Source organism: Acinetobacter sp. S40, from assembly GCF_016624705.1.
In the GTDB taxonomy this organism is placed as follows: domain Bacteria; phylum Pseudomonadota; class Gammaproteobacteria; order Pseudomonadales; family Moraxellaceae; genus Acinetobacter.
This window is the reverse complement of the sequence record NZ_JACVTU010000003.1, coordinates 191,310-207,830: the sequence shown is the minus strand read 5'-3', so window position 1 is coordinate 207,830 and position 16,521 is coordinate 191,310. Positions and strand designations below refer to the sequence as shown.

20 protein-coding genes are annotated in these 16,521 nt (G+C 39.7%); all 20 read right to left on the bottom strand.

All coding sequences use genetic code 11. The annotated features are described in order from the left end of the window. Positions 1-58: 58 nt before the first annotated feature. Positions 59-1,738 carry a 30S ribosomal protein S1 gene (gene rpsA, locus IAE19_RS06025; protein ID WP_200460036.1) on the bottom strand — a complete coding sequence of 560 codons (1,680 nt, stop codon included), beginning with the start codon at positions 1,736-1,738 and terminating at the stop codon, positions 59-61. 113 nt (positions 1,739-1,851) lie between these two features. Next, on the bottom strand, positions 1,852-2,535 hold the full coding sequence (cmk, locus tag IAE19_RS06020) for a (d)CMP kinase (protein ID WP_200460035.1): 684 nt from the start codon (positions 2,533-2,535) through the stop codon (positions 1,852-1,854). 10 nt (positions 2,536-2,545) lie between these two features. Continuing rightward, positions 2,546-2,983 (bottom strand): SRPBCC family protein, encoded by a 438-nt coding sequence (locus tag IAE19_RS06015; protein ID WP_200460279.1) that lies wholly within the window; start codon positions 2,981-2,983, stop codon positions 2,546-2,548. A gap of 111 nt (positions 2,984-3,094) precedes the next feature. Beyond that, positions 3,095-3,616, bottom strand: a complete 522-nt coding sequence (gene tadA / locus IAE19_RS06010) for a tRNA adenosine(34) deaminase TadA (protein ID WP_200460034.1) — start codon at positions 3,614-3,616, stop codon at positions 3,095-3,097. A 4-nt stretch (positions 3,617-3,620) separates the two neighbouring features. Continuing rightward, positions 3,621-4,745 carry an enoyl-CoA hydratase/isomerase family protein gene (locus tag IAE19_RS06005; RefSeq protein ID WP_200460033.1) on the bottom strand — a complete coding sequence of 375 codons (1,125 nt, stop codon included), beginning with the start codon at positions 4,743-4,745 and terminating at the stop codon, positions 3,621-3,623. Beyond that, positions 4,742-5,455: a uracil-DNA glycosylase gene (ung, locus tag IAE19_RS06000; RefSeq protein WP_200460032.1), complete on the bottom strand. Its 714-nt coding sequence runs from the start codon at positions 5,453-5,455 to the stop codon at positions 4,742-4,744. Before ung ends, IAE19_RS06005 begins: the two co-directional genes overlap by 4 nt. Before the next feature lie 46 nt (positions 5,456-5,501). Further along, positions 5,502-6,098 carry a 6-pyruvoyl trahydropterin synthase family protein gene (locus IAE19_RS05995; protein ID WP_200460031.1) on the bottom strand — a complete coding sequence of 199 codons (597 nt, stop codon included), beginning with the start codon at positions 6,096-6,098 and terminating at the stop codon, positions 5,502-5,504. A 151-nt stretch (positions 6,099-6,249) separates the two neighbouring features. Then, positions 6,250-7,215 carry a type II secretion system minor pseudopilin GspK gene (gspK, locus tag IAE19_RS05990; protein ID WP_200460030.1) on the bottom strand — a complete coding sequence of 322 codons (966 nt, stop codon included), beginning with the start codon at positions 7,213-7,215 and terminating at the stop codon, positions 6,250-6,252. Between the two features lie 5 nt (positions 7,216-7,220). Then, complete coding sequence (locus tag IAE19_RS05985) at positions 7,221-8,057, bottom strand: type II secretion system protein GspJ (RefSeq protein WP_200460029.1); 837 nt, start codon at positions 8,055-8,057, stop codon at positions 7,221-7,223. After that, on the bottom strand, positions 8,054-8,452 hold the full coding sequence (gspI, locus tag IAE19_RS05980) for a type II secretion system minor pseudopilin GspI (RefSeq protein ID WP_227610883.1): 399 nt from the start codon (positions 8,450-8,452) through the stop codon (positions 8,054-8,056). The genes IAE19_RS05985 and gspI overlap by 4 nt, the downstream gene beginning before the upstream one ends. A 160-nt stretch (positions 8,453-8,612) precedes the next feature. Then, on the bottom strand, positions 8,613-9,152 hold the full coding sequence (locus IAE19_RS05975; RefSeq protein WP_200460027.1) for a type II secretion system protein: 540 nt from the start codon (positions 9,150-9,152) through the stop codon (positions 8,613-8,615). Continuing rightward, positions 9,145-9,753, bottom strand: a complete 609-nt coding sequence (locus IAE19_RS05970) for a TetR/AcrR family transcriptional regulator (RefSeq protein ID WP_200460278.1) — start codon at positions 9,751-9,753, stop codon at positions 9,145-9,147. The genes IAE19_RS05975 and IAE19_RS05970 overlap by 8 nt, the downstream gene beginning before the upstream one ends. Before the next feature lie 43 nt (positions 9,754-9,796). Further along, positions 9,797-10,570, bottom strand: a complete 774-nt coding sequence (locus tag IAE19_RS05965) for a TatD family hydrolase (RefSeq protein ID WP_200460026.1) — start codon at positions 10,568-10,570, stop codon at positions 9,797-9,799. Between the two features lie 16 nt (positions 10,571-10,586). Then, complete coding sequence (locus IAE19_RS05960) at positions 10,587-10,928, bottom strand: PilZ domain-containing protein (protein ID WP_200460025.1); 342 nt, start codon at positions 10,926-10,928, stop codon at positions 10,587-10,589. A gap of 10 nt (positions 10,929-10,938) precedes the next feature. Further along, positions 10,939-11,907 (bottom strand): DNA polymerase III subunit delta', encoded by a 969-nt coding sequence (locus IAE19_RS05955; protein WP_200460024.1) that lies wholly within the window; start codon positions 11,905-11,907, stop codon positions 10,939-10,941. A gap of 14 nt (positions 11,908-11,921) precedes the next feature. Next, positions 11,922-12,683 (bottom strand): 3-deoxy-manno-octulosonate cytidylyltransferase, encoded by a 762-nt coding sequence (kdsB, locus tag IAE19_RS05950; RefSeq protein ID WP_200460023.1) that lies wholly within the window; start codon positions 12,681-12,683, stop codon positions 11,922-11,924. After that, on the bottom strand, positions 12,684-13,703 hold the full coding sequence (lpxK, locus tag IAE19_RS05945) for a tetraacyldisaccharide 4'-kinase (RefSeq protein WP_200460022.1): 1,020 nt from the start codon (positions 13,701-13,703) through the stop codon (positions 12,684-12,686). A gap of 5 nt (positions 13,704-13,708) precedes the next feature. Then, positions 13,709-15,436: a lipid A export permease/ATP-binding protein MsbA gene (msbA, locus tag IAE19_RS05940; RefSeq protein WP_200460021.1), complete on the bottom strand. Its 1,728-nt coding sequence runs from the start codon at positions 15,434-15,436 to the stop codon at positions 13,709-13,711. Then, the gene (locus tag IAE19_RS05935) at positions 15,433-15,861 is read right to left on the bottom strand and encodes an ExbD/TolR family protein (protein WP_200460020.1); all 429 of its coding nucleotides are present in this window, start codon (positions 15,859-15,861) and stop codon (positions 15,433-15,435) included. The genes msbA and IAE19_RS05935 overlap by 4 nt, the downstream gene beginning before the upstream one ends. Before the next feature lie 10 nt (positions 15,862-15,871). Next, positions 15,872-16,510, bottom strand: coding sequence for a MotA/TolQ/ExbB proton channel family protein (locus IAE19_RS05930; RefSeq protein WP_200460019.1), 639 nt, complete (start codon positions 16,508-16,510; stop codon positions 15,872-15,874). Between the last annotated feature and the right edge of the window lie 11 nt (positions 16,511-16,521).

Genomic DNA, 16,521 nt, shown 5'->3' with positions numbered 1-16,521 from the left:
ACAGTAAATCGTATAAAAAGTACGAATTAGTTACACTAACCGTAATTTTTATTTAAAATTACTTCATTTGTGCTTTGATCAAGTCACCAATCGTCTTAGGACCGTTGTCTTGAGAAGTTGAAGTTGTTGTAGTACGAAGATTCGCAACAGCTTCTTTCTCTTCAGCTTCGTCTTTCGCTTTGATAGACAAGTTGATAGAGCGAGACTTACGATCAACGTTGATGATTTTCGCTTCAACTTCTTGACCAACTTCTAGGAACTTAGTCGCATCTTCAACGCGATCGCGGTTGATTTCAGATGCTTTCAACGTCGCTTCAACTTCGTCAGCCAACTTAACAGTTGCGCCTTTCGCGTCAACAGCAGTTACAGTACCTTTAACCAATGCACCACGCTCATTCGCGGCCAAGAAGTCATTGAATGGATCGCTGTTTAATTGTTTGATACCAAGACTGATACGGTTGCCTTCAGCGTCTACAGATAAGATAACCGCTTCAACAGTATCACCTTTCTTGTAACGACGAATTGCATCTTCACCTTGTTCGTTCCAAGAAATATCAGACAAGTGTACTAGACCGTCGATACCGCCTGGTAAACCGATGAAAATACCGAAATCAGTGATTGACTTGATCGTACCAGAAACTTTTTCGCCTTTCTCGTGCGCTTTAGCAAACTCTTCCCATGGGTTAGCACGAGTTTGTTTGATACCAAGAGAAATACGACGACGTTCTTCATCAACTTCAAGAACCATAACATCAACTTCATCACCAATCTGAACAACTTTAGATGGGTGAATGTTTTTGTTAGTGTGATCCATTTCAGAAACGTGAACAAGACCTTCAACGCCTTCAGCGATTTCAGCGAAACAACCGTAGTCCGTTAAATTAGTTACACGTGCTTTAACGATAGAACCTTTAGGGTAACGGTTCATGATCGCTAACCATGGATCTTCACCAAGTTGTTTAAGACCTAGAGAAACACGGTTACGCTCACGGTCAAACTTAAGTACTTTAACAGTAACTTCTTGACCAACCTCAACCACTTCAGATGGATGCTTAATGCGTTTCCAAGCCATATCTGTAATGTGAAGAAGACCATCGATACCACCAAGGTCAACGAATGCACCGTAATCAGTAAGGTTCTTGATTGTACCTGTAACTGTTTGACCTTCTTCAAGCTGAGCAAGAAGCGCTTCACGGTCAGCAGAAGACTCAGCTTCCATAACAGCACGACGAGATACAACAACGTTGTTACGTTTAGCATCAAGTTTGATAACTTTGAACTCTAACTCTTTACCTTCAAGGTGAGTTGTATCACGAATCGGACGAGTATCTACAAGTGAACCTGGTAGAAACGCACGAACTGGACCGATGTCAACAGTGAAACCGCCTTTAACTTTACCAGAAATAACACCAGTAACGATTTCGCCATCTTCAAAGATTTTTTCAAGTTTAGTCCAAGTTTCAGCACGTTTTGCTTTTTCACGTGATAAAACAGTTTGACCCATACCGTTGTCAAGCGCTTCTACAACGACATCAACAGTATCACCAACTTGAACTTCAAGTTCACGTTGTTCATTTAAAAATTCAGCACGGTCAACTACGCCTTCAGATTTAAGGCCAGTGTCAACAGTTACCCAGTCACTATCGATGCTAACAACAACACCTTGGATGACTGCACCCTTTTCAACGTTGAGGTTTAATTCACTTTCTTCAAAGAGGGCTGCAAAAGATTCGGTCATGATATACCTGATAAAGTCAGCGGTCTTGGATCAGACAAGGCCGGTTTAGTTAAGTCTCTACATAGTCCGTAATAAACTGATCTAGCTATGCTTTAACTGATTAAATAAATCGGTTAGGCTTTTATACGTTGATCAATGTAATTCGTCATTAACTGAAATACTTGATCGATATCCAAATTTGAACTATCAATCTGATAAGCATCTTCAGCTGGACGTAATGGCGCAACTGTTCGCTGCATATCACGTTGATCACGCGACTGTATATTAGCCAAAATGTCGCTTATTTTAACATCTAGCCCCATCCCCTGCAACTGCTTTACTCGACGCTCTGCGCGCGACTCAGCAGAAGCAGTCAAATAGATTTTGGCCTGCGCTTCAGGAAAAATAGACGTTGCCATATCACGGCCGTCAGCAACCAACCCTGGTGTCTGAATAAACGCACGCTGCCGATCAAATAAGGCTTTGCGTAGCTCAGGCACTGCCGCAACCTGTGACGCAAACTCACCTACACGTTCAGTACGGATGGTTTGAGTAACATCCTCACCATCCAGAATAATAGCGGTTCCATCATCTTTTGTTTCAAATTTAATATTGAGATGCGTTGCTATCTCTACACATTCATTTAAGCGTGTAACTAAGGCATCCAGTAAATTTTTTTGATGTAAAGACAGCCCAAGCAATCGATATAAAGCACCTGAATCTAGCAGATGAAAACCATAATGTTGTGCCAGTTTTGCAGCGAGTGTACCTTTACCTGATCCACTTGGCCCGTCGATTGTAATAATATGAACTGCCATTAAAATCCTACTAAGCGATCGATTTTGCTAATTTTGAAAAGCCTAGTGTAATGGCTGCTTTAAGTTGTGCAAGAATTAATTTGCTCACGAATGGAATTTTTGCGGTTAATTCGATGGTATAAGTCACGAATGTTTTATTTGGCGCAACTTCTTGAAAATCAATTCGACCGATATGATGTTTGATCAAAGGATTGTCGATTAGTTTATATTCGATACGTTTATTTTCTTCAAGCAGCGTAATTTCTTCTTTTAATGGTTTAAATGGACCAAATCCCATACGGCGCACTGAACCAAGACCATCAGGACGTTGGGGGTCGGCCGAATCTTTGACTCTCACCACCTGAATTGGTGCAAAAGCTTGATTATAAGTGGCGTGTTTTGACAAAAGATCAAAAACCTGTTCAATCGGTGCATTGAATTCTTTTTTTATCGTGATGCTATTCATAATATCCCTCAAGATGGCAATGACAATTTATATTGTCAAAGCACACTATCTAAACGGATCGCAGGAATCAAGAGATAGTTAATGAATGTTTTTTGTCAATTAAGCAAATAAAATTTATTTTGGATTATGTTCTATGTGATTGAAACTGAGAATACGTGCGCTACGCTTTTGTTCTCTGCGTTGTTTAAAAAAAAGACTCAGTTGCTCCGAGCATTGTTGTTGCATACAACCATAATCCACCACAAATTTATGATTATAATAACCTGAATCCAATAGTTGACGCGCACTTATTAAAGATCCAGCCTTTGGCTCTTTTGTTGCAAAAACTACGCGATAGATGCGTGAATGTATTAATGCGCCGACACACATGGTGCATGGTTCGAGCGTAACATATAAAGTTGCATCAGCAGGTAAACGATAATTGTGAATAGATTCACACGCCATACGTATGGCTCGAATCTCAGCATGTGCAGTGGGATCATTTAAAGAAATGGGGGCATTATACCCTGTACCTATTACTTTATTTTGACTGACAATAATTGCGCCAACGGGAATTTCTCCTTCCGATGCTGCGAATGCAGCCTGCTCAAAAGCAAGCTGCATCCAGTATTCATCAGAATAAACCTGTTCAGACATAGTTTTAGCTGATTACACCATAATGTTTAAGTAATTGGTTCCAACTTTCAATATTGGTCACAGGCGGATGATCACCTAAAATACCTTTCAAAGTGAAATCCTGAGTGTCTTTCCATGCAGGTGATAAATCTTTATCTACGAGACGCGCACGAACCCCTTCCACAAAATCAGGATGGCGAATTTTCCAGTCGGAAATTTGTGCTTCAAGCTTAAAAACTTCATCCCAAGCATGAACTTGTTTACCCCACTGCCATAGCAGCCAGGTAATTGCTGCAGTACTTGGAGAACCTTTTTGCAGGTTTTCACTGGCTTGGCGCAACCAATCACTACGGGCTTCATTCAAACCAATAATCGCCTGATAGTCTTGCTCAAAACTTACTCCACGACAGACACTGTGGATCACATCTAGTGAATTTTGTAATGGACCCGCTGCAACAGGCCGATGCAGACTATTCAAGGTATCATCAATAGCTCTAAAGTCACCTGCTGGATAATGACTCCAGTCAATCTCAATCACTTTTTTAAGTACGTTATCACGTTGTGCATCACAAATATGGGTTGCCCAACCAATACTATAAGCACCAGCCGCCGTCATGATTGAACCTGTCAGCCCTGTAAATAAACCAATTGGGCCACGATCTGCTAGAAAACGACTTGCACCTACATCGGGATACAAACCAATATTAATTTCTGGCATTGCTAAACGCGAATATGGTGTCACCAAACGAAATGGGGCTGCCATAAACAAACCTAAGCCACCACCCATTACATAACCTTCACCCCAAACAATAACAGGTTTGGCATAGTTATGAAGTAATAAGTCTAATGCGTATTCCTGCTCAAAAAACTGATTGGCTGTTTCGACCTCATTATTTATGACCAATTGGCGAAGTTTACGAACATCTCCACCCGCACAAAATGCTTTAGGAGTAGTAGAATCAAGCCAAATTGCCTTAACTTGGTCGTCCTTGTGAAAATCTTCAAACACATGCAACAAGGCAGTCGCAATCGACTCATCTAAAGCATGTAAAGATTTTGGGCGATTCAGGCGAACAATTCGCCAACCGTTTTTTGCCTCTTCAACAATAAGATCTGGGTGATAACGGGTTACATCGGGAGAATTTGTCATGCGTCCAACTGCCAATCTATAGGCTCAATGCCATTTTGTTTCAAATAATTATTCGTCTTAGAAAAGACTTTACAACCAAAAAAACCGCCACGATTTGCTGCGAGTGGCGATGGATGTGCTGCGGTGAGCACTAGATGTTTTTGTCGATCAATACGTTGTCCTTTACGTTGTGCATAAGCTCCCCATAAAATGAAAACAACATGCTCCCGCTGCTCATTTAATACATCAATAACATGATCCGTAAACTCTTCCCAACCACGTTTCTGATGCGATGTGGGTTGTCCAGCTTCAACAGTAAGCACACTGTTTAAAAGCAAAACACCTTGATTTGCCCACTTGGTCAGATCACCATGATTTGACATAGGCACACCTAAATCTGTCTGCAACTCGTGAAAAATATTACGCAAAGATGGAGGTAAAGCAATGCCACGTTGAACAGAAAAACTTAATCCATTGGCCTGATTAGGTCCATGATAAGGATCCTGACCCAAAATCACGACCTTTACCTGATCTAACGGTGTAGTATTCAGCGCATTAAAAATCTGCCTACTCGGCGGATAAACAATTTTTTGATCCTGCTTTTCTTGCATTAGAAAATTACGCAGTTGTTCCATAAGCGGGCTTAACAAAAAATCCGCCAATGAATATTTCCAACTTTGTTCTAACTGAACCTTACCCAGTTTATCCTGCTGTTGCTCAGTTAATTGCATTATTCCATCCTGAAAACAATCGATTACCTTTTTAATCTTTAGCTACTTAAATTGTAACTTGTAATTCTACTTTTGGGTTTTGAAACGTAAAACCACGTTTTAATTGTTCATACATCTCTGGATCAGACCATTCTGATCGCACTTGTTCTGAAAATTCGATACTGTCCAAATCAAGCTTACCCATTTGGGCATTTTCAATATCTTCCAGAAAGCTTTGTGCATAACCTGTATCTGTTTCGTGCACAATTACAGAGTAAACCTCAACATCTCCCTCTCCATTCTGAGTTTCAGTTGATTTTAGAACTTGTTGCGCCAAATAAAAGAAAATACGTGAAAATTGTTCTGCTGATGGCGAAACAGGCAATGCCACCCAACGTGCACTAAAGGTTTTACATGCTTGTATATACTCAGGACTATCGTCCTGCCAGAAACAAATCGCATGATCAAAACTATCAAACAACTCTTTAATCATGCCTTTAAGCAGACCAAAATCATACACCATTTGCCCATGATCAAGCTTAGAAGCTTTAAGTATTAACTCAACTTTATAGCTATGACCGTGAATCGAACGTTTACAGCGATCCGATGTACAATTTCGCACAATATGAGCATTTTCAAACTTAAATAACTTTCGGATTAACATGCGCCAAATAAAAATAATGATCAATAGATTCTAATTATAAAGGAAAATTGTGAGCTTTACATTTATTTTAACGTTAATAGCAATAGTCAAAAAGTATCAGGAGCCTTATTTTTGGGCTAATTTTTCAGCATTGAATCCTTAAAGCTGGCTTTTAAAAAGGAGCTAAGCTTCGTGAGTATACAAATACCTGTTTATCTTTTCGCATTAAACTACTGCTAAACTGGCGTTTACGTTCACTGAGCATTACTTCAATACGCCCCTGAAAAAAATTGGATTTCACATCAAGTAAAGACAATACCCTTTGTTTATTTTCTGGATCGATATTTTTAAAAGCATCCAGCGACCAAAGATCATTTACAGTATTAAAATATTCCATTTTGGCAAATTTTGCTTTGAGTTGATCATCAATCGCATTTTGATCCAGTTTTTCATCAATACTTGCTAAAACCAATGCTGGCGCCGTATTGATATTAATTTTAGTGGCTTGAGCAGAGGGTAATGCACTAATATAGGGCTTGATCAAATCAAAATTTTTTCCTTCAAAACCACGTACCATTTTTAATTCGTCAATACTATTAAACTTAGTATTTGCTGCAAGATAAGGTCGCTGCAAACCTTGATAATAAGAACTTTCTGCTCCCATTGCGCCTGTGGTTTGGTCATCTGGATCTTGCCAGTCAATCACAGCCTGACTCAATTCTGCTGGCAGTCCTACTCTTACTAGTAGTTTTTCAAACCATTGACGGACATTATCGTCAGGTGTTCCATCTGCTTTAACCAAATTATTAAGATTAAATTTGCCAGACTCATCCTGTAAATAACCTGAAACATAGCCATCTTCGACAGGAAAAGCTGGCATTGGTTTTGCCCATGTTTCGCCCATATGATCAGCTTGGGCACTATCTTGCGCATCTTGTACCAGTAGTTCTGAAAAGAATGCTTCAGCACTTTTGGCATACAACAAAGATTGATCTTGTCGGATCAAATACGCTGTATTTTCAGCCGTATTACTTTGTCGTTTTGCAATGGTTGCTGCCAAAATTGTGGCCAATGCCACCATGACAAGAATAGTGATCAACGCAATGCCTTTTTGTTTCTTTATTTTATTTCCCATCATGATTATTAATTTTGACCCGCCGAGTGAGTGGAGCTGTTATTAGAATTATTGGTTGAATTATTATTATTTCCCGATACACCACCCTGTTGCTGATTTAAAGCAAGCGGTTTGCTATCCAATAAACTGTAAATCCACTCATATTCAGTCCCCGCAATGGTTAGATTGATTTTTAAACCTGCTGGTAGAAGTTTTAAACTGGCAGTTTGATTTGGATCAAAACTCGCATCTGGCCATTTATTCACCGCTTGAGGGTTTAATACATTCACTTGAAACTGCTCAACATTTTTTAGCAAGATACTCGATTGCGGCTGAGCGCTGTTAGGAAGATTCAAATCTGAATATTTTAATCGATATACCACTTTTTGTGCGGCATCATAACGATATTCGATTCGCTCATAAGGCGATATCCCTTGTCCTAGTGGATCAGTAACCCCAGCTTTGCTAAACTGCAGTACATTATTATTCAGTGATAATGCAGGTCGCAGTTGCCCGCCCATATTCGCCGTGACTGGAATAATCTGCAGACTATCTCTTAAAAGTTGCTGATAACCATCTTGTAAAATGAATAGTTGCGCTTCATGCTGAGTATTTCGCTCTTTGGTTTTTAAAAGATAATCAAAGACTTTCCATCCCAATGCAGACAATACTGCAAATATTGCTATGGCTACAAGCAATTCAATTAATGTAAACCCTGAATAATGATGCTTCGAGTGACGAGGTTTAATTCGAGCAGTGTTCAAATTGAATAAAGAAGTTTCATTAAAAGGCTGACAGATGGCGTTAGAAACTGGCTTCCCTTTCTTAGAATAAAATACATCGTGCTTATTTTTTTGATTTTTCATTGCGTTTTTACTTGTTGAGGATAATTAAAAAACACAACATTCGTAATGCCAGATTCAACTTTGCCTTGCTCATTGTTGAATAAACTGACTTGTATCTCAACCCGTTGCACATTAGGGCTAATTGTCGATTCAGATCGTTTATCAATTTGCCACGTCTCACCCTGCGAGGTGATTTGTTTAGACTCGGTTCCCGTCAACCATTGCTTATTAATTTCCATTTGAGCTGCTTCATTCATAGCAACAAACTGGGCTTTCGTTCTTAAAATAGCATTTGCTGTGGATTGAGTATATTGCATGCCTACTTTAGTCAAGGCAATTGCTGCTGCGGCAAAAATAGCCAAAGCTACCATCACTTCTAACAATGTAAATCCTGAGCGAGGATTAACAAAGTGCAGCTTTGTCCGAGCGCAAGACGAAAAATTATACTTTAAGTTGTGAGGGTTAAATCGAGTAATGCTCGGTCTTAGCACAAAGCTGAAAACATTATTTAAAGTTTGAGCATAAGCAAAGCTTCGTTTTGCAACTAGGCAAGACCAGAATCCAAAATCGGGTGGTTTAGTTTTCATTAATATTACCCAGATGATCAACCTCAATTGGATCGCCAACTGGGTTTTGTTCAAAATAAAACTGGATTTGTACTGGCTTTACCTCACCATTTCCTAGCCAAATGAGTTTTGGTGCCTGATTATTGATAAGATCTTGTTTGGTAGCATTTTGATAGTTTTGATCGACCGATTCAATACTAAAAGCAACGCGTTCTGGCAAAATCCTAACAGGGAATTCTGGATATTTTTGCCATTTTTTATCTTCCTGAATAATCGTTTGATCGCTTTGATCCTGATATTCTATTAACTCATAATTAAAAGGCGCAACATCTGTCGCATTATGAGTGGATAAGGCAAAAATACGCGATTGATCAGTTGATTCTTTATTAATTTTCTTTAAATCCAGAATAAAAACTTCTCGCGCCTGCATGGCTTTACGCTGATCTACACCACTGATATTTAATAAAATAAGTGAAGCCAAAATTCCAATGATGACGATCACCACCATCAATTCAATCAGTGTAAATCCTGAACAGCGATGATTAGGCATATTGTTCTTGGGCATATTTAGGCATGGCCAAAGCCTGATCAATATAGGCAATACGCAAAGTATCTCGCGATCCAAGATAGCGCTGATAAAAACTTGAATTTAAAATAGCTGCTGCACCATGAGTAAGCGACCAAATCCCAGCTAGGTAATCACGTGTGGTCATCAGACTATGAATAGATTCAAGATAATTGTCCGTCATACCAATAATAATACGCAGTCGTTTTTTACGAACCTGATAAAGCTCTTGGAAAAGTTGCTGAATTCCTTGTCCTGTTGTAGATAAGCGTTCCTCAATCTGGTGAAACATGACCGTACGTTCAGGATGATGTAAATGATGCAACATAAAAAAAGCCAAATGTTCCTGAAAAGTTTTTTGTGTATCCTGAACCATTTCGAGCAACATTTTTTCATTGCGAATAATTAGCAATATATACAACTCGTCTTTGCTTTGAAAATGTTTATAGAGGGTACCTTTAGCCAGATCAAGCTCTGCAGCCAAGGCATCCAGTGTCATTCCTGCTTCGCCATTTTCCAATAGGAGTTGTTCTGCAACCTGAAATATCAATACTTCTCTTGCTCGAAACTGAGCCTGACGATCCATCTTCACGCGATAACTCTCTTACTTTAGCTTTTGTTAGATTCAACTATTTCATATTGAGAAGATTTTCAAAGTTTTGGCGAGTAATATCTGCCATTTCTTCTACAGACTTATCATATACATCACTTAAAGCTTTGGCTACAAAGGGCACATATTTTGGTTCATTTGATTTACCACGATAAGGTACAGGCGCAAGATAGGGACTATCCGTTTCAATTAAGACACGATCTAAGGGAACCTGTTTGGCAACATCTCGTAAATCCTGCGCATTTTTAAAAGAGAGAATGCCCGAAAAAGAAATATAATAACCACAATCCAGCGCTGCTTTTGCTGTATCCCAATCTTCAGTAAAGCAATGCAAAATGCCATGAGTAGATTGTTCAGCACGAATAATATCAATCGTATCGTGTTTAGCCGAACGGGTATGCACCACGACTGGTTTTTTTACAATTTTGGATGCAGCAATATGTCGGGCAAAACATTGCTTTTGTTCTTCCACAAATTCAGTACTGTGATAATAATCCAGTCCAGTCTCACCTAATGCCCAAACTTTATCATTTTGCGCCAACTCAACCAGAAATTCAGTGGTCGCTCGCGCCATAGTTGCAGCATCTTCACAGGGATGAACGCCAACACTGTAACCCACATCGTCATGTCGGGCAGCAATTTGAGCAAGTTGCAAATGATCATCCAGATCAACAGAAATACTCATAAACTTGGATACTCCTGCCTGACGTGCCTGCGCCAAAGCCTGATCCAGATCTCCCTCATAGGGAGTCAAATCCAACATCGTGAGATGACAATGAGTATCTACAAACACAAAGCTTTCCTATTTTTTACATGGTGAAATTAGGGCGATCAGAAGCACTACCCGCCAGAAGCTTTTCGGCTTCATTTTTGTAGTACACTCCCTTTTCGCCGCTGAGTTGAATCGCAAAGCCATGCGGTTTAACACCCGTTTGTTTACGTGATATCCAGATCACTTTTCCAGTTAAAGGTATCTTTTGTGACTGTTCAGGCAAGGTGGCAAGTACAAACACCTCCTCACCCAACTTTACGGTCTGTTTAGAAGGAATAAATAAACCACCACCCTGTACAAAGCTCATGTAACTGGCTTGTAGAGTTGCACGATCAGGAATATTTAACTGAATAATACCGCCCATCATACGTGGTTCCATTTTATTTCCCCTATTCAACGTTCATTAGTTTTATAAAAAGTTGATCCAAGATCAGATTGGTTTGTACGTTTTGCTCAACCAATTGCTTGGCATGTTGTATTTGTGTATAAATTTCAAACAATTGCTCAAGTGTATAAGCTTGAACGATTTGATCGAAAGACAGGTCAATATTTTTGAGTGACTGATTTAGCTTGACACAAATTAGATCACCCAACAAGTATTCCACCATGGGAATAAAATCATTAAAGCTCATCTCTTTTGACCATTTTGTTGCAAACAGCATAGGTTTATTTTTTTGTGTGACTAAGTTCGTCCAATCCATCAAAAAATCCGCACGTTTATTCAGCCATTCACTTTGAGCCAAGTGCAAAGCGCTTAATGGCATTGCACCAGACAGATTCAATAATAAATTAACTTGGCTTTCTGAAAGCTCAGGTTGCTCAGTTTGAATATAGTGCTGCGACTGTTCTGGTGAAACACGATCAAGAGCAAAATGTTGTAAACGACTGCGGATCGTGGCAGGTAATTTAAGGTAATGATCTGCCAATAAAATTAAAATTATACGATCGCCAGGTTCTTCCAATGTTTTTAATAATGCATTCGACGATGCCATATTCAAGGCTTCAGCAGGCTCAATCACAATCACGCGCCAACCATCAACAGTTTGTTGCACAAATGGTAATAAATCTCGTATTTTTTCGATTTTTATCTTGGCATTTTGTTTTTTATTTTCTTCGTCTGTCGTAATATGCACATAATTTGGATGTGTATCAGATTTTAACCACTGACAACTCATGCATTCGCCACAAGCTGCTTGTGCCTGTTTATTAGAACATAATACCCATGCCAAAAAATGTTGTGCAAATTCATGTTTTCCACAACCATTTTTTCCATAGAATAAGAGTCCGTGACCGACTTCGGGGAAGCGGCTTGTCAGCGTTTCCCAAATGTTTTGTTGCCACGGGTAAACTGTTTGCATCAAATTATCCTAAATTACTGAAAACTTGAAACAGGTAAAGCGTTTAATCGCTCCAAATCGGCAAGCGTATCCACACCTGGAGGCAGATTGGCTTCCGCAATGGCAATGGCAATACGGTGACCATTTTCAAGAACACGCAACTGTTCAAGACTTTCAAGCTTTTCCAATGTTCCCTGCTCCCATGTCACATATTCCTGCAACAAACTCACTCGATAACCATATAAACCCAAATGACGATAAGCATGCGCGTGTAACTGCTGGGTATTGTGTTGCACAGCATCACGATCATACGGAATCGTAGCGCGACTAAAATATAGTGCTTCGTTTTGTTTAGACATTACTACTTTGACAATACTATTACGCTGAAATTCCTCTAAAAGATGAATAGGCTCGCATAAGGTCGACATAGAACAATTTGGTTTTGCAACCAATAGTTGACTCACCTGTTGCACTAATTTAGCTGGCAATAAAGGTTCATCCCCCTGTACATTGACAATAATATCGTCGCTTGCCCAACCTTTAACCCGTGCGACTTCACTTAGACGATCCGTACCAGAAGGATGTTCAGCACTGGTCATGACTACATCAATATTTTCCGCGCGACAGATATTAGCAATACTCTCATCATCTGTTGCAACGCACAAATCATCAAAACCCTGTACTTTTTTTGCCTGATCAACAACACGCAAAATCATCGCACGACCATGAATCTTTAAAAGTGGTTTTCCTGGTAATCGTGAACTAGCAAAACGAGCAGGAATGACAATATGTTTCATTTAAATTTCCTGAGACAAAGAAACACCCAATTGCTTTAATTGAGTTTCAAGTAACTGATAGCAGTCTTCAGAGAGAATAGCCTCTACAGGCACCACCCAAATTTCAACCGAAAAATCCGGATATTGTTTAAGTAGAGGTAAAATTTTTACTGCATCTTTTTCGGTGGTAATAATGGGATTTTGATCATCGAACTGCAAGTCTTCAATTTCATAATCATGATGGTCTGGAAATTCATGACACTGAAACTCTTTAATGCCAATGGACTCAAGCGTTTTATAAAAACGTTGTGGAAATCCGATACCCACAACTGCATAAAATTCATCTTGTTGATTAAACAATGTTGAAATATTTTCTGATGGATTTAATAGATACGGTTGACCCGCCTGCAGATGCATATTTAATGTTGAATGCGGCTGTAAACCATGTTCAATAACGGTTCCCGTTTCTAAACGAGATTTAGATTCACGCAAATATCCTTCCGGTAAAAGTTTTTCATTACCCAAACCACGATTTAAGTCCAGTACAATCCATTCAATTTGTCGAGCTAGCGCCCAGTGCTGCAAACCGTCGTCACTGATAATGAGATCAAGCTCATGTTGACTTAAAAGTAACTCTATTGCTGCCTTACGGTCTGGACCAACCGCCATCGGCACCCCCGTAGATTGCACAATCAAACAGGGTTCATCACCAACTTGTTCAGGCCTGGAATCTAAATTCGCCATTGCAGGAAATGGCCCCTGGCTACCATAACCACGACTAATCACACCGACTTTAACCTGCCGCTGAGTCAAAAATTTAATGAGCTGAATTAATAAAGGTGTTTTACCACTACCACCCACCGTAATATTTCCAATCACCATCACAGGGACAGGAGCCGTATAAACCGATTTAAATCCCATCTGGTAAAGTTGGTGATTTAAACTTGCTCCTAGCCCATATAAACAAGATAATGGTCGTAATAAAATCAGCCATTTCGCCTGTTTATTCCAAGCATCCTGAATAATTTGGGCAAAAAACATGCCGCTTATTCCTCAAAATTACGTTGATGTAATTGATAGTAAGCACCTTGTTTAACAAGTAATTCTGAATGTGTACCCTGCTCCACAATTCGACCTTTATCCATCACTACAATTCGATCTGCATTTTCAATTGTCGATAAACGATGGGCAATTACGATCGTTGTACGGTCTTGTTGCATGGCTTGATCAAAGGCTTTTTGAATGAAATGTTCAGATTCATTATCCAGCGCACTTGTCGCTTCATCCAGAATTAAAATTGGTGCATCTTTTAAAATTGCTCGAGCAATGGCGATACGTTGGCGTTGGCCACCAGACAAATTCAAGCCCTGAGCACCTAGAACAGTCTCATATCCCTGTGGCAGATTCATAATGAAATCGTGTGCATACGCTGCTTTTGCCGCAGCAATAATCGCATCTTCACTTGCACCTTCAAGTTGCCCATAAGCAATATTTTCGCGCACAGAACGATTAAATAACACCACCTGCTGATTGACCATAGCCACTTGACGGCGCAAAGTCGCCAAGTCTATATCTTCTATACGAAGATCATCTAGATAAATCTGACCGCGGCTGACTTCCTGAAAACGCACCAGCAAATTCACTAAAGAACTTTTCCCTGCTCCTGAGCGCCCAACTAAAGCGATGGTTTCGCCTGATTTAATATTTAAAGTAAAGTCCTGTATGGCATGAACATCCGATTTATACACAAGGTCAACGTGCTCAAAACGGATATTGCCCTTCAATTCAGGTTTTAATGTCCCTGTATTTTTTTCTTCAGGTAGGTCCAACAACTCAAAAACAGAATAGGCAGCAGCAATACCACGTTGCAATTTTTCATTGACATCGGTCAGGTTTTTTACAGGCTTTGCCAATAAACCTGCGGCAGTGATATAAGCAACAAACTCACCCGCAGTGGTATTTCCCAAAATTTGTGGACGTAATGCCAACCAGACGATCAAACTCAAGGCAAATGCCATCACCAGTTGAACTAGCGGAGAGTTCATATTCTGTACAACTACCATTTTCAAACCACGTTTTAAGTTTTCCTGAGAAGACTTATAAAAACGTAGTTGCTCAGAGGTCTCACCATTAAAGGTTTTAACGACAGAATTTCCATTGATACTTTCCTGCACCACATGGTTCACATCTCCCATGGTATTTTGCACTTGTATGGAAAGTTTGCGCATACGTTTCGAAGCTTTTCGTACCAGCAGACCAATTAAAGGCATAAAGATTAAAATACACAAAGTCAAACGCCAATTGGAATAAAAAAGGTAGCCCAGTAAACCAATCGTAATAAAGCCTTCTTTTACAATAGTTGTTAATGATTCCGAGGAGGCTGCTGTTAATTGCTCCACGTTATACATAATCTTGGCAGTAATATGCCCAGAGGAGTTATCCAGATAATATTGCGAGGGTAAACACAGTAACTTTGCATAGACATCCTGACGGATACTAAAGATCAAGCTCCGTGAGATGACAGCAGTAAAATAACTGCCCATAAACAGGCCAAGACCACGAAAGAAAACAAGTAATACAATCAGCGCGGGGAACCAATCAAGATTTGATCGACTACTTTCCTGAATTGCATCGATAATATATTTTAATAACTTGGCAACGGAAACCTCAGTTGCTGCATTTATACCAAAACCAAGCAATACTAATAATGCGATACCCCAATAGGGTTTTAAATAGGATAGAAGACGAAGATAAACCTTAAAATCTTGATTCACTCAGTAAAACCTCTGGAAGGAACTTTTGTACTAATGTTAATGTTAACAAAACCAAGCTGCCCTGCCACATCCATCACGCGAATCACATCCTGATGCGTTGCTTTCGCATCAGCAGCAATCACAAACATTAAATCGCGACGGTCATGTGCAACCTGTTTAATCGCACTGCTTAAATCAGAACTACTTTGACTAGAAATAGCTTGACCATTCACCATGTAATGTCCTGTAGAGTCTACCATGACCTCAACTTTTTGATCGTATTGTTTTGGTGGAACACCTTGCGCATCAGGTAATGTCAGATTAATACGACTATTTTGTGCAAATGTCGTAGAAAGCAATAAAAACACAAGAATAAATAATAGACAATCAATCATCGGGGTTAGGTTAATATGAATATCTTCAACTTGCGGTCGTTTGAATTTCATAGTGTTCACCCTAACCTACACGGCGTTGCTCAAATGTATTTTGTGGTTGTGTCTTGAAAAAAAGCGCGGCATGAAAAAGAGTAGCCTGCTGCTCAAGCTCTGCAATATATTCATGTACCAAACGTTGAAAATAACGATAAGCGATCAAGGCTGGAATCGCTATCAACATTCCTATAGCTGTGGTTATCAAGGCTTTGGAAATGCCAGGTATCATTAAGGTTGGGCTACTACTCGATCCAATATCAATTACCAGAAAAGATTCGATGATTCCAATTACAGTTCCTAGAAGCCCCAACAGTGGTGCAACTGCACTCATGGTTCCCAGAAAGTTAATATTACGTTCCAAATAACCAATTTCTTGAGACGCTGTTACTTCCATTTGCGCTTTAGCAAATTGTTCACCCAACGCCTGATTATCCATACCTGCTTTTAAAATCCGGCCCAAAGGACTTTTTTGTAAGGGTTCATTTTGTTCCAGTTGATCAATCACCTGATCAACCGAATGAGAACTTGAAGACATCAATGCATTAGGCAAAACTAAGGATCGTTTAAGCCGAACAAAACGCTCAATACTAATCGCAACCGTAAAAATAGAACACAAAATAAGGGGCAGCATCAACCAGCCCCCAGCTTTAACCAATTCCCACATGCTGATAATCC

Coding starts and splice junctions, on each gene's coding strand:
- IAE19_RS06005 (WP_200460033.1), bottom strand. CDS start 4,745: ATGACAAATTCTCCCGATGTAACCCGTTATCACCCAGATCTTATTGTT.
- IAE19_RS05960 (WP_200460025.1), bottom strand. CDS start 10,928: ATGGAACCACGTATGATGGGCGGTATTATTCAGTTAAATATTCCTGAT.
- cmk (WP_200460035.1), bottom strand. CDS start 2,535: ATGGCAGTTCATATTATTACAATCGACGGGCCAAGTGGATCAGGTAAA.
- IAE19_RS05935 (WP_200460020.1), bottom strand. CDS start 15,861: ATGAAATTCAAACGACCGCAAGTTGAAGATATTCATATTAACCTAACC.
- IAE19_RS05995 (WP_200460031.1), bottom strand. CDS start 6,098: ATGTTAATCCGAAAGTTATTTAAGTTTGAAAATGCTCATATTGTGCGA.
- kdsB (WP_200460023.1), bottom strand. CDS start 12,683: ATGAAACATATTGTCATTCCTGCTCGTTTTGCTAGTTCACGATTACCA.
- tadA (WP_200460034.1), bottom strand. CDS start 3,616: ATGTCTGAACAGGTTTATTCTGATGAATACTGGATGCAGCTTGCTTTT.
- IAE19_RS05985 (WP_200460029.1), bottom strand. CDS start 8,057: ATGAAAAATCAAAAAAATAAGCACGATGTATTTTATTCTAAGAAAGGG.
- ung (WP_200460032.1), bottom strand. CDS start 5,455: ATGCAATTAACTGAGCAACAGCAGGATAAACTGGGTAAGGTTCAGTTA.
- IAE19_RS05970 (WP_200460278.1), bottom strand. CDS start 9,753: ATGGATCGTCAGGCTCAGTTTCGAGCAAGAGAAGTATTGATATTTCAG.
- IAE19_RS05975 (WP_200460027.1), bottom strand. CDS start 9,152: ATGCCTAATCATCGCTGTTCAGGATTTACACTGATTGAATTGATGGTG.
- rpsA (WP_200460036.1), bottom strand. CDS start 1,738: ATGACCGAATCTTTTGCAGCCCTCTTTGAAGAAAGTGAATTAAACCTC.
- lpxK (WP_200460022.1), bottom strand. CDS start 13,703: ATGTTTTTTGCCCAAATTATTCAGGATGCTTGGAATAAACAGGCGAAA.
- IAE19_RS05930 (WP_200460019.1), bottom strand. CDS start 16,510: ATGTGGGAATTGGTTAAAGCTGGGGGCTGGTTGATGCTGCCCCTTATT.
- IAE19_RS05955 (WP_200460024.1), bottom strand. CDS start 11,907: ATGCAAACAGTTTACCCGTGGCAACAAAACATTTGGGAAACGCTGACA.
- gspK (WP_200460030.1), bottom strand. CDS start 7,215: ATGATGGGAAATAAAATAAAGAAACAAAAAGGCATTGCGTTGATCACT.